11 protein-coding genes and 2 pseudogenes are annotated in these 12,948 nt (G+C 46.3%); 2 read left to right on the top strand and 11 right to left on the bottom strand.

Annotated elements, in window-relative coordinates; all coding sequences use genetic code 11:
- Window positions 1-392: 392 nt before the first annotated feature.
- The 4 genes and pseudogenes from RE628_RS08270 to RE628_RS08255 form a co-directional block, all read right to left on the bottom strand.
- Entirely contained in the window at window positions 393-1,085 is a 693-nt protein-coding gene (locus tag RE628_RS08270) for a site-2 protease family protein (RefSeq protein WP_309158312.1), read from the bottom strand.
- 4 nt (window positions 1,086-1,089) lie between these two features.
- Complete coding sequence (gene prmA, locus RE628_RS08265) at window positions 1,090-2,058, bottom strand: 50S ribosomal protein L11 methyltransferase (protein WP_309158311.1); 969 nt, start codon at window positions 2,056-2,058, stop codon at window positions 1,090-1,092.
- 101 nt (window positions 2,059-2,159) lie between these two features.
- Entirely contained in the window at window positions 2,160-2,348 is a 189-nt protein-coding gene (locus RE628_RS08260; RefSeq protein WP_309158310.1) for a YfhD family protein, read from the bottom strand.
- Between the two features lie 69 nt (window positions 2,349-2,417).
- Window positions 2,418-2,781, bottom strand: a pseudogene (locus tag RE628_RS08255) (hypothetical protein).
- A 199-nt stretch (window positions 2,782-2,980) separates the two neighbouring features.
- On the opposite strand from RE628_RS08255, the gene RE628_RS08250 reads away from it, so the two are divergent.
- Together RE628_RS08250 and RE628_RS08245 are read left to right on the top strand one after the other, a co-directional pair.
- Window positions 2,981-3,436 carry a hypothetical protein gene (locus tag RE628_RS08250; RefSeq protein ID WP_309158309.1) on the top strand — a complete coding sequence of 152 codons (456 nt, stop codon included), beginning with the start codon at window positions 2,981-2,983 and terminating at the stop codon, window positions 3,434-3,436.
- A 4-nt stretch (window positions 3,437-3,440) separates the two neighbouring features.
- Window positions 3,441-3,733, top strand: a pseudogene (locus RE628_RS08245) (YxcD family protein).
- A gap of 124 nt (window positions 3,734-3,857) precedes the next feature.
- On the opposite strand, the gene dnaJ reads toward RE628_RS08245, so the two are convergent.
- The 7 genes from dnaJ to lepA form a co-directional block, all read right to left on the bottom strand.
- Window positions 3,858-4,976, bottom strand: a complete 1,119-nt coding sequence (gene dnaJ / locus RE628_RS08240; protein WP_309158308.1) for a molecular chaperone DnaJ — start codon at window positions 4,974-4,976, stop codon at window positions 3,858-3,860.
- A 161-nt stretch (window positions 4,977-5,137) separates the two neighbouring features.
- Window positions 5,138-6,973, bottom strand: coding sequence for a molecular chaperone DnaK (gene dnaK / locus RE628_RS08235; RefSeq protein WP_309158307.1), 1,836 nt, complete (start codon window positions 6,971-6,973; stop codon window positions 5,138-5,140).
- 63 nt (window positions 6,974-7,036) lie between these two features.
- Window positions 7,037-7,636 carry a nucleotide exchange factor GrpE gene (gene grpE / locus RE628_RS08230; protein ID WP_375143057.1) on the bottom strand — a complete coding sequence of 200 codons (600 nt, stop codon included), beginning with the start codon at window positions 7,634-7,636 and terminating at the stop codon, window positions 7,037-7,039.
- Between the two features lie 34 nt (window positions 7,637-7,670).
- Window positions 7,671-8,708, bottom strand: a complete 1,038-nt coding sequence (hrcA, locus tag RE628_RS08225) for a heat-inducible transcriptional repressor HrcA (protein WP_309158306.1) — start codon at window positions 8,706-8,708, stop codon at window positions 7,671-7,673.
- Window positions 8,709-8,813: 105 nt separating this feature from the next.
- Complete coding sequence (locus RE628_RS08220; protein WP_309158305.1) at window positions 8,814-9,281, bottom strand: N-acetyltransferase; 468 nt, start codon at window positions 9,279-9,281, stop codon at window positions 8,814-8,816.
- A 186-nt stretch (window positions 9,282-9,467) separates the two neighbouring features.
- On the bottom strand, window positions 9,468-10,676 hold the full coding sequence (gene hemW / locus RE628_RS08215) for a radical SAM family heme chaperone HemW (RefSeq protein WP_309159405.1): 1,209 nt from the start codon (window positions 10,674-10,676) through the stop codon (window positions 9,468-9,470).
- Between the two features lie 266 nt (window positions 10,677-10,942).
- The gene (gene lepA / locus RE628_RS08210; protein WP_309158304.1) at window positions 10,943-12,760 is read right to left on the bottom strand and encodes a translation elongation factor 4; all 1,818 of its coding nucleotides are present in this window, start codon (window positions 12,758-12,760) and stop codon (window positions 10,943-10,945) included.
- Window positions 12,761-12,948 lie beyond the last annotated feature (188 nt).

The raw sequence follows: 12,948 nt of genomic DNA, 5'->3' as shown, positions 1-12,948 counted from the left end.
AAAATGCGTGTACAAATACCTCTAAATTAACCATTGTCCATCATACAACTTTTAATACCAGGTTTCCAGTCCATATTAGAACTCAGCCCGTGCTCTATTAGTACACGCTCAAAAAGGCCAGTTTTCAGCACCGAGAAGGTTGGATAAAGCAGGGACTGAGGAGCGGAGCTAAACGTTTTCGGAGAAAACGACTTCGTAAGCATATGCTTAGGCCCGGCTGAATTCAAGATTCGATGCCGAATCCATTTCCTGTTTAACTTTGTGTTAGATATAGAATTTATAAGTTATCAGCGGAGCTGATGAAATTCTATATCGCAAGAAAACCTACCTTTGAATCGCGGTCGCTCATCCTTGGACTTACCTCGATTAGGTATTCTTATCTAAAGTGGACATTACCGATAGAAGAGCATATTGAAGAAAGATATAATATTGCCCGACCACGAATACGCCAAATTATAGAGAGGCGCGATCGTATATCGCTGCATAAAAGGCACAACAAGAATAACTAAAAAGATAATAATAGACCAGCTCTCAAACTGCTGGAGCTTACCAAGCATCCGACGTGGTACGATATCCTCCAGGATACGATAGCCATCAAGCGGAGGCAACGGAATCAGATTAAACAAGAACAGGAAGAAGTTCATATAGATGAACATTCCGAAGAAAGTATGAAGGGCTATCGAATATTTACTGTTCCCGTCCATAAACAGATGAGGGATAACTCCAAATCGAATCAGTACGACGTAAATAAAAGCACCGAGAATCCCGAGCAGCAGATTGCTGAGTGGCCCGGCGATCGAGACGACGACTCCCATCGTACGCGGCTTGCTGAAATTGTCCCGATTGACAGGAACCGGCCTAGCCCAGCCGAATCCGGCGATCAGAAGCAGAATAATACCCAACAAGTCGAAATGTACTGCAGGGTTCAAGGTGACCCTCCCCAGCAATTTTGCCGTAGGATCACCGAACTTATTAGCAAAATAAGCATGTGAAAATTCATGTACCGTAAACGCGATTAATAAAGTAATCAGAAAAAAAGGAAGCTGGTCTAGCGGGACACGTAAAATTTGATTCAAAAAATCCATAAATCTACCTCTTTCTGGCGACAAATGCGACCCAATCTTCTTCCCGCGCTGTGTTCGCAATTTCGAATCCAGCCGATACTAGCGCCTCCTGTACAATTTGTTCCTTATTCTTGTAAATTCCCGATGCAATATAATATCCGCCTGGCTGTAGTGCTTCATATACGTCCTCGATAAAGAGCAGTATAATCTCAGCTAAAATATTCGCAACCACGACACGGACAGGCAGCGTAACGTCCAACTCGAACTGTTCCCCTTGCTTCAGAACAGAGAGCAGATCACTTTCGACGACTTGAATGCGGTCCTCAAGCTGATTCAGCTTCGTGTTCTCCATCGCACTTGTTACTGCAATGGGATCAAGGTCTAATGCCAGCACTCGGGAAGCCCCTAATTGGCAGGCACCAATCGCTAGAATACCAGAGCCTGTTCCGACATCAATAACCTCGTCTCCTTCTTGGATGACCCCCTCCAAGGTACGCAAACAAAGCGAAGTGGTTGGATGTGCGCCTGTTCCAAAGGCCATTCCTGGATCAAGCTCAATAATCTTCTCATCTGCTGATTGCGGTTCGTATACTTCCCAGGTCGGTTTAATCGTCAGCTTCTCCGACACACGTAGCGGCTTGAAATACTGCTTCCAGTTATTCGCCCAATCATCCTCATGCACATCTCTGACTGATATTTCAGCTTTGCCCGGATCAATGTTGAAATCGCGAAGCTCTTCCGTACGTTCCTTCACTTGCTTGATAACCTCATCCATATCGGAACCCTGCGCGAAGTATCCACTAACCTTGGCTTCACCTTCAGGAATATCATTCGGCGGAATCTCGAACCATTGCCCGAGAGATGTATCTCTTGGCTTGCTGTTGTCAACATGCTCTTCAATCGTCACGCCACCAGCCCCAGCTTCGTGCAGAAAGTTAGAGACCATTTCCACAGCTTCCTCAGTAGTATGTATAGTAAGTTCTTTCCAGATCATCGTATGATTTCCTCCTTAGCATTCATGCATAAGATTTATTGTACTATAGAATATAGCGAGTTGACAAAAAAGCCGCATACGCGGCTTTTTCGAACAATGGTCTATGGACGTTTTGGATTCAACTTCGTACGATGCTGCATTCGGGCGTCTGCCCGCTCACTACGCTCCAACGCTTCCCAATCTTCCTGATCGGCCTGCTCATCCGAGAATTCAACATCTTCATAGCGACCATCAGTTCCTGCGTTAACAGATTTCTTCCTATGATCATAACCCGATTGCGAGTGATTCAAATTCAATCTCTCCTTCTCGTTATTTTTTCAGTAATTTTCTAGGCTATTCCTGGATTGTCTTAAGACTTATCAGGTCAATCCTCCAGCTTCCTCTACAATACGAAGTGCTTGATGGTGCACACTCTCATCCACAACGGCCGTGAGTAGAATATCATGACCAGGTAGGACCGCCCTGCCCACCGTGACTCATCCCGCTATTTGAGGGATCAGCAGCGTACAATACCCCGCTAGAGTGGACCAGATCAGAGCCATGCATCATCTCCGGTACCCCCGTACGGCCCGCAAGCGATTGAAATAGGCCCGAGTTCTGTGCCGAGTTGCGAGTGAACCGATCGATCGATACATCAAGCACTCTTAATGCATTCAACTTACGAACAACACCCTCTGCCTCTTCTGGACTTTTGAAATAGGCTAATATATTTTTCTCACCCATAGCATAACCTGCCTCTCCTTCCGGCTTATCCGGCTACTCAGGAGTCCTGCATAAATACAGTTTCCTTGAAGTTTTATCATGTATTTCGTGAATCTTTTTTATACAAATATTAATTAAAATTTGAAACCCATGTCCATGTGCTGCGTATTACTTAGATAACTAAAACAATTCGACATTCACAGGAGGGTATTTACTAACAATGCTGAAGAAAATGATGATGATTGTGATGGCATTTACTTTATTAATTGCCTTCACCAGTCCTGACTCGGTCGATGCTAGACGCGGTGGAGGATTCAAATCAGGACCAAGAACCTACACACCAACACCGAAGAAGACGACTACCAATAATTATAAGAAATCGGACACAACGACGAATAATAAAATGTCCGGCACTACAACAGGCACAAATGGCAAACGCGGATTTTTCAGCGGCGGCAGCTTCATGAAAGGCATGATGGTTGGCGGATTGGCTGGAATGCTATTCGGCGGAGTCTTCGGCAATATGGGCTTCCTCGGCAACATGCTCGGAATGGCAGTTAACCTGTTGGCTATCTACTTCATTATTATGATCGTAGTCTCCCTATTCCAGCGCTTCAGGAAAAAACCTCAGCACCCAGATGGACCTCATGATTACGATCGCGGAGGAAGGTATTAATCAGATGGTCCTTAGCATGGATGAAATTATTAATGCTATTTGCCTCCATACGGCAGAAAGAACCGGAGTCCGTCCAACGGATGTTCAGGTCGAACTGAGCTGGGATGAGGAGTACGGCTATGCCGGGAATTATGGGTGAACGGCCGCAGCCGATATATCGTTGAGTTGAATATTATTGAAGCGATTATGCAATATGTAAATAGAGAATACGGAATTCGCGCTTTCCGTGATGATATTAAGCTAGATCTCGATGAAGAGATAACTGCTATTGTCCAGGAACCAACGTACTCAGGCTAACTCAGAATAAAGCACTAAGGTCGACTTAGTGCTTTTTTTATGGCTTATATCTAAAAAGAGGACTCTCCCTAGACCATTCGGATATGGCCTAATGGAAAGTCCTCTTATAATTTAAAGGAAAATATCAGTCTCCACGGAACGCCTTTTTCATACGATCAAAAAAGGACTGCTCATTCTCTTGCGTATGCTCTCCGCTAAGCGACGCGAACTGACGTAGTAGATCCTTCTGTTCTTCGCTTAGATTCTTCGGAGTGACGATCCGCACTTTTACATGCATATCCCCTTGACCAACGCCACGCAATTTAGGAACACCTTTGCCTTTCAGACGGAAGAAATGCTCGGTCTGCGTTCCCGCAGGGATCTTCAATCTAACCTTATCGTGCAAGGTTGGAATTTCAATATCGTCACCCAGCGCAGCCTGGGTAAAAGTAATCGGCAATTCTAGATAAATATCATCGCCCTCGCGTTCAAAATATTCATGCGGTTTAACGCGAATGTTAATATACAAATCCCCTGCTGGGCCGCCGCGCAGTCCACCTTCTCCCTCGCCGGACATCCGCATTTGTGCACCATCATACGCGCCAGCTGGAACATGGACATTAATGGTACGTTGCTTCTTCACCTGGCCACTGCCGTTGCAGGTAGAACATTTGTCCTTAATAATTTTACCCTTACCACCGCAATTGCTGCAGGCACGGCGATTAACCATACGCCCAAACGGAGTATTCTGCACTACCTCCTGCTGCCCACTGCCATGACATACCGAACATGTCTCGGGCTTGGTGCCCGGCTTGGCTCCAGAGCCGAAGCAGGTATCGCAGCTCTCTGTCCTAGGAATCTTGATCTCGATCTCTTTACCGAAGACGGCTTCCTCGAATTCAATCGTTAAATTATACTGCAAATCATTTCCACGCTGTGGCGCATTTGGATCACGACGTCCGCCACCACCAAAGAACATATCGAAAATATCGCCGAAGCCTCCGAAGTCTCCTCCTTGGAAGCCTCCGCCCATTCCTTGGTTCGGATCGATATGCCCAAATTGGTCGTATTGCGAACGTTTACCGCTATCGCTCAGAACATCGTAAGCTTCTTTGACCTCTTTAAACTTATCCTCTGCATCGCTCGCCTTGTTCACGTCCGGATGATATTGGCGTGCCATCTTGCGATATGCTTTCTTGATCTCATCATCATTGGCGCTCTTAGAGACACCTAGCACTTCATAATAATCTCGCTTCTCAGCCATCCTTCCACCCCCGTTATCGCTTGATTGCTGTACCGAAAGTAAATCATTCCCTTAATCCGGCAAAAGGAAAGTCAAAGCGCGTCAAATGCCCGACACTTTGACCTTCCCATTTCACCGAAGCCTATTTCAAATCAAAATTGACGTATGAGCAGGCATTACTCTTATTTCTTATCGTCATCTACTACTTCATATTCTGCATCAACGACATTATCATTCTGCGCACCGCTAGCTTGACCTGCATCAGCATCAGCACCCGCTTGCGCCTGTGCTTGCTCATACAGCTTCACAGAGAGCTGTTGAACGATTTCTGTCAATTTCTCAGTAGCAGCTTTGATCGTATCTACATCGTCACTTTCTACTGCTTTCTTCAGCTCTTCCTTAGCAGCTTCCGCTTTATCTTTCTCACTGGCATCTACCTTATCGCCAAGCTCTTTAATGGTCTTGTCAACGCTGTAGATCAATTGGTCAGCCGCATTCTTCGCCTCTACCAATTCTTTACGTTTCTTGTCTTCTTCCGCATGCAGCTCGGCATCCTTCATCATACGATCGATTTCTTCATCATTCAAACCGCCGGAAGAAGTGATCGTAATCTTCTGGCTCTTGCCAGTACCTTTATCTGTTGCCGATACATTAACGATACCGTTGGCATCGATATCGAAGGAAACTTCGATTTGTGGTACACCGCGTGGAGCGAGAGGAATGTCGCCCAATTGGAAGCGTCCCAATGTCTTGTTACCGGCTGCCATCTCACGCTCACCTTGCAGAACGTGGATCTCAACGCTTGGCTGGTTATCTGCATAAGTAGAGAATACTTGCGATTTACTAGTTGGGATCGTCGTATTACGCTCGATCATCTTCGTAAATACGCCGCCAGCTGTCTCAATACCAAGTGAGAGTGGAGTAACGTCGAGCAATACAACGTCCTTCACGTCACCAGTCAATACGCCGGCTTGAACCGCGGCACCAAGGGCAACTACTTCGTCCGGGTTAACGCCTTTATGAGGATCTTTGCCCGTTACTTTCTTGATTGCTTCTTGTACGGCAGGAATACGAGTCGATCCACCGACAAGAACAATCTTATCCATGTCGGCAGGAGTTAAGCCTGCATCGCTAAGTGCACGACGAGTTGGGCCCATCGTACGTTCAACGAGATCTTCAGTCAATTCTTCAAACTTAGCACGAGTCAGATTCAACTCTAAGTGCTGAGGCACGCCATCAACAACAGTGATGAACGGCAAGGAGATCGTTGTCGTAAGCACGCCGGACAATTCCTTCTTCGCTTTCTCTGCAGCATCTTTCAAACGTTGTACTGCAGCCTTATCCTTACTCAAATCGATGCCTTGATCTTTCTTGAATTCAGCAACCAAATAGTTGATGATTGCTTGGTCAAAGTCATCGCCACCAAGGTTGTTGTCACCACTTGTCGCTTTAACTTCGAAGAAACCGTCGCCTAGCTCAAGGATAGATACGTCGAACGTACCGCCACCAAGGTCATAGACGAGGATCGTGTGATCTTCCGATTTTTCCATACCATAAGCAAGTGCAGCTGCTGTAGGCTCGTTGACGATACGGAGTACTTCAAGACCAGCAATTTTACCGGCATCCTTAGTTGCTTGACGCTGGCTATCGTTAAAATATGCCGGAACCGTGATAACGGCTTGGGTTACCGTTTGTCCAAGATATGCTTCAGCATCGGATTTCAATTTTTGCAAGATGATCGCGGAAATTTCTTGTGCGGTGAAATCTTTGCCGTCAATCGTCTCTTTATGATTCGAACCCATATGTCTTTTGATCGACATAATCGTGCGATCCGGATTCGTGATTGCTTGACGTTTTGCAGTCTCGCCGACGATCCGTTCACCGTCTTTCTTGAAGCCGACTACCGAAGGGGTAGTGCGCGCACCTTCAGGGTTAGGAATGACAACAGCTTCGCCGCCTTCCATTACTGCAACGCAAGAGTTTGTTGTACCAAGGTCAATACCAATAACTTTACTCATGGGGATATCCTCCTTAAATAATTCGTATCGTAATTACAATTTTTTATAATTTAGCAGCCCAGTTTAGCCGCTAACTTTAACCATAGCTGGACGCAGCACTTTATCCTTAAGAAGATATCCGCTCTGCAATTCCTCAACGACGATGCCTTCTTCATATTCATCCGATTCCACCTGCATGATAGCCTGATGGTACTCAGGATTGAACGCTTCACCGACAGACACCATCTTCTTCAAGCCCTCGGCCTGCAGTACGTTCTCGAATTGACGAATAATCATCTCAACGCCTTTGGAGTATGCGGCAACTTCCTCGTTGTCACCTACTGTTCCCAAGGCTCTCTCGAAGTTATCGATAACAGGGATAAGCTCGGAGATCAGCTTGGATGAAGCATATTTCGCAAGATCTTCCTTTTCCTTCACCGTACGGCGACGGAAATTATCATAATCGGCTTGAACACGCAAGAGCCGCTGTTGATGCTCCTCTAGTTCAGCCCGAAGGTTATCGAGCTCTTCGTTAGCCTTCTCATTCACAGCATCATTCGATGCCGCTTCGGCCTCTGGAGCTGTGTGCTCCTCTGCCTCATGACTTTGATCTTGATTCACATCCACGCCATTCAATTCTTCCTCTTGATTAATCGTATCTTGAACAGGCTGTTGTTCCTTCAAGATGTCACCTCCTTGACTTCCGATAAGCTAATAGTTACTTCTCATGCTTTTTAATAAAAAACTGGGTCAAATTCTTGGACAATATATCCAAAATCGGTATCACCCGAGCGTAATCCATCCGGGTGGGTCCCAAGATACCAATTGTTCCAACGGATTCTCCTTCAATCGCGTAGGTTGCAGTAATCAAGCTGCAATTCGCGAAGGCATCATGATTAATCTCGGAACCGATACGCACTTGAATTCCCGTACCTGCTGAAGCGGAAGCCAACATCTTCATTAATGTCGGTGTCTCCTCGAACAGATCAAGGATGCCTTTGATTTTATCGACATCACGGAATTCCGGTTGTGTCAGCATGTTCGTTGCTCCGCTAAGAAAGAGGCGTTGGCCATCTTGCCCATTGTCGAAGGCTTCATCAAGCACATTCATCAATTCTTCGAAATGCGTAACATAGCGCTGCATCTCTTGGCCAAGCTCATTGTACAGAGCGGATTTCAACTTATAGATCGGAACCCCCGCTAACTTGTAGTTCAACAAATTGACGACCTTCTCCATCTCGGAAATCGAGATGCCTGCCGGCATAGTTACCGTCTTGTTCTCCACTTGTCCGGTGCTCGTCACAATGATCGCCACCGCCGTATTATCGGTCAACGGGAGTAATTGGAAATGCCGCAAAGAAGTATGAAAAACTTCCGGCCCAAGCAGGATGGAAGTATAATTCGTCATATTGGATAGGATCGTTCCGGCATGCTGGATAACCTGTTCAAGTGCACTTAGTTTTTCCGCAAAGAACATTTTCATTGTAGCTAGTTCTTCAGGAGCAAGCAAATTTAATGGAGATAAGTGATCCACATAATACCGATACCCTTTATGGGACGGAATACGTCCGGCCGAGGTATGCGGTTGCTCAAGAAAACCAAGCTCCTCAAGATCTGCCATCTCGTTACGGATCGTAGCGGGACTGTACCCGACATCACCACGTTTGGAGATGCTTCGGGACCCCACTGGCTCCGCCGAGCGAACATAGTCATCCACTATAGCGTTCAAAATCATTCTCTGGCGTTCCGTCAACATGGAAATCCCTCCTAGATCCAAGATTTGATTAGGTCGTTAGCACTCGATGGAGATGAGTGCTAAACCCTACTACAAAAATACCAAACCAACCTGACGATTGTCAAGTCAGTCCAGTATCTTGAGCACTGCTATTTCATCGCAAGCATGCTGCTTGGAACAGTTAACGCAATCAGTCCATACTTTCTCTGGAAAAATCTCTTTCTCTACAACATTGAAGTCATTTTTCAAAAAGAAGGAAACCTCATAAGTCAAAGCCATAACCTTCGGGATCCCCTGTGCTCTCGCTTCTTCTACCAATTGTTTGACAAGCATCGATCCAAGCCCCTGGCCCTTATAGCCTTCTGCAATACCGAGCGAACGAATCTCCACCAGCTCCTCGCCCAATTTACAGAGCGATCCGCAGCCAACGACTAGTCCATCCACCTCGGTAACGACGAAATCATCAATCAGCCGTTCCAGCACTTTACGGGAGCGCGGCAGCATAATTCCTTTGCGTGCATAATCATCAATCAGTAAGTATAACTGCTCTACATCTTCAAGTGTTGCTCTTCTGCTTACCGCTACGGCTGGCATAGGTTCTCCCCTTAAATCCCAATTTCCAATATTTAATACGAATAAATATACATCAGGACGTATAAAACTTCAAGAGAGAAAATTCGTTCTATTCAGCAGGATCGATGTATTAGACCTATATATAATGAAAGAACAAAGGAAAATCGCTTTTTAGACGACACCTTTGTTCTTTAACTGAGCTAATATTTATTTAGATTCAGTGATCGTGTCGATAAATTCAGCGAATACCTCATTACCGAACAGGATTCCTTTTTCACTAAGTCGATAACCGCCCTTATCCTCATGTTGCTCAAGCAATCCCGAATCCACCATCTTGCGTAAATGGCTACCGAACATATCCTCAAGCTTTACAGCGAATTGGGCTTCAAAGTCTGCATTACGTATCCCATCGAGCACACGAAGACCGACCATCATGAAATCCTCCATCGCTTCCTCGCGTGGTACCGTAAATTGCTCCAGACGCGGAAGCCGTGTAGTCGCCGCTTCTACGTATGGATTAACTCCCTTGATATTGATATGGCGCTGATGCCCTACATATCCATGTGCTCCGGCACCAAAGCCGTAATAATCCTCATTGCGCCAATACGTGATATTGTGGCGGCTCTCAAAGCCCGGCTTGGCAAAATTGCTGATCTCATACTGCTTATATCCCGCTTCCTTCATCCGTTCCATCAGCAATAAATACATCTTCAGCTCATCCTCTTCGTCCGGAAGCGGAAGCTGATTCTTCCTATACAGCGTATGGAACAGTGTATTCTCTTCTACCTTCAAGCTGTAGATCGAATAATGCGGCAATCCCAGTTCAAGTGCCCGTTGCACACTATAATCGAGCATTTCCACGGTCTGATTCGGCAGGCCGAACATCAGATCGATCGAGAGATTATTCAAACCCGCTTTATGAGCATTCTCCAGGCTGCGGTACACATCATCGGTATTATGAATTCGACCAATTCCTGATAATAGTTCATTCTGGAACGCCTGCACCCCGAAGCTGACCCGATTCACGCCGCCTTCTCGCATCACCTTCAGTTTCTCTAGATCGGTCGTCCCCGGGTTAGCTTCCATCGAGAACTCAATATCCGATGCAAAGTTAGGAAAATGCTTGCGTACTGAAGCAAGGAAGAACTCCATCTCCTGCGGGTTCAATACGGTAGGTGTACCTCCGCCAACAAAGATGCTGCGAATTTCCCCCGGAGGTGTATCTCTAACCGTAAGCTCCATTTCATAGTCCAACGCCCGTAAGTAGTCCATCACTGGCTGGTCCTTCAACACATAGGAATTGAAATCACAGTAGAAGCATTTATTCGTACAGAAGGGAATATGGATATAGACCGCCTTCGGAGCGGACGATCTCGTCTCTCGTTCAGGCATTCCCTGTCCTTTATTATTTATCATATGGTTCATGGCAATGCCTCCTTTAATAGGTAGTTCAAAAAATCCGCTTTTGATCACGAAGCAAATCAAGAAGCAATTCGGCATCGAATCTTGAATTCAGCCGGGTCCTCCGGTGCTCACGTACAAACTACGTACGCTCCGCTCCTCAGACCCTAGCTTCATCCAACCTTCTCGGTGCTGAAAACCGCACTTTTTGAACCCTCTCTTAATACTCACTAATAATCAAAAGGAAAGCCCGAAGGCTTCCCTTATTGAAGATATCTCTTCTATTTATCATCAATCTTGAGTACAGCCATAAACGCTTCTTGCGGTACTTCAACACTGCCGACCTGCTTCATCCGCTTCTTGCCTTCCTTCTGCTTCTCAAGCAGCTTCCGCTTCCGCGAGATGTCACCGCCGTAACATTTGGCAAGTACGTTCTTACGCATCGCTTTAACTGTCTCGCGCGAGATGATCTTCGTACCGATCGAAGCCTGAATCGGCACCTCGAACATTTGCCGCGGAATCAGTTCACGCAGCTTCTCACAAATAATCCGGCCGCGATGATAAGCCTTGTCGCGGTGAACGATGAAGGAGAGTGCATCGACCTGTTCGCCATTAAGCAGGATATCCATCTTAACCAGATTGGATTTGCGGTAGCCGGAAATTTCGTAATCGAAGGAGGCATAGCCTTTCGTGCTCGATTTCAGTTGATCGAAGAAATCATAGACGATCTCCGAGAGCGGGATCTGATACGTAATCGTCACACGGGTTGTATCGAGATACTCCATATTGACGAATTCGCCGCGCTTGGTCTGGCAAAGCTCCATCACGGTACCCACGAAATCATTTGGTACGATGATCGCCGCTTTAACATAAGGCTCTTCTACATATTCAATCTTGCCGACTTCTGGATAGTTGGACGGGTTATCGATCGTAATCATCTCGCCATTGGTCAGCGTGATATGATAAATAACGCTTGGTGCCGTCGTAATGAGCGGAATGTTGAACTCCCGTTCAATCCGTTCCTGGATAACGTCCATATGAAGGAGACCGAGGAATCCACAACGGAAGCCAAAGCCTAGAGCACTAAATGTCTCCGGCTCGAAGCTAAGTGATGCATCGTTCAATTGCAGCTTCTCCAGTGCCTCACGAAGGTCGTTATAATCCGAAGATTCGATCGGATAGAGACCACAGAACACCATTGGATTGATCTTACGATAACCAGGTAACGGCTCCAAAGTAGGATTCTTAGCCTCTGTTACGGTATCCCCGACCCGAGTATCCCCGACATTCTTGATCCCGGCAACGATAAATCCAACATCGCCTACATTTAATTCATCAACAATGGTCATACGCGGTTTGAAGGCACCTACTTCAATAACCTCAAACACTTTGTCGGTAGCCATCATTTTGATTTTGGAACCTGCTTTAATATGACCGTCCACGACACGCACATAGACGATAACGCCTTTGTATGGATCATAGTGCGAGTCAAAAATCAGCGCCTTAAGCGGCTGATCCGGGTCACCTGTCGGCGCCGGTACCTTCTGCACAACCTGCTCCAGAATTTCCTTGATCCCGATGCCAGCTTTTGCAGAGGCATGAACAGCCTCGCTAGCATCGAGTCCGATCACTTCTTCAATTTCTTCCTTCACACGATCCGGGTCTGCACTTGGCAAGTCAATCTTATTGATGACCGGCAAAATCTCCAGATCATTATCGAGGGCCAAATACACGTTAGCCAGCGTCTGCGCTTCAATCCCCTGTGCCGCATCCACGACAAGCAGAGCGCCTTCACAAGCCGCGAGACTGCGTGAAACTTCATACGTAAAGTCCACATGTCCCGGGGTGTCAATCAGGTTAAGGATATACTCCTCACCATCATCGGCCTTATAAGCCAAACGAACGGCCTGCAGCTTAATCGTAATGCCGCGCTCCCGTTCCAGATCCATATTATCGAGCACCTGCTCCTGCATTTCGCGAGAAGAGAGCGCACCGGTAAATTCGAGAATCCGGTCAGCTAATGTCGATTTCCCATGGTCTATATGTGCAATGATACTGAAATTACGAATTTTTTGTTGTCGAAGCTTAATATCTGTCATCCTTACCCCCACCACAAAATCCTTTTGAGTACAATCAATTCATTATATCAGTTGCAAGGTCAGACAGCAATTAGGCAATTGTAAAAGCTGCTTAGCTACCACAAACCTCCAAGATCATTAAATAACCGCCGTAATTTCGCAGGCAGATTTTCGAGATACCAATGGTTTTGCATATAGACATTCCTAAC

It is taken from the genome of Paenibacillus sp. D2_2 (genome assembly GCF_031199965.1).
Lineage (GTDB): Bacteria > Bacillota > Bacilli > Paenibacillales > Paenibacillaceae > Fontibacillus.
This window is presented reverse-complemented; position numbering and strand designations above follow the sequence as displayed.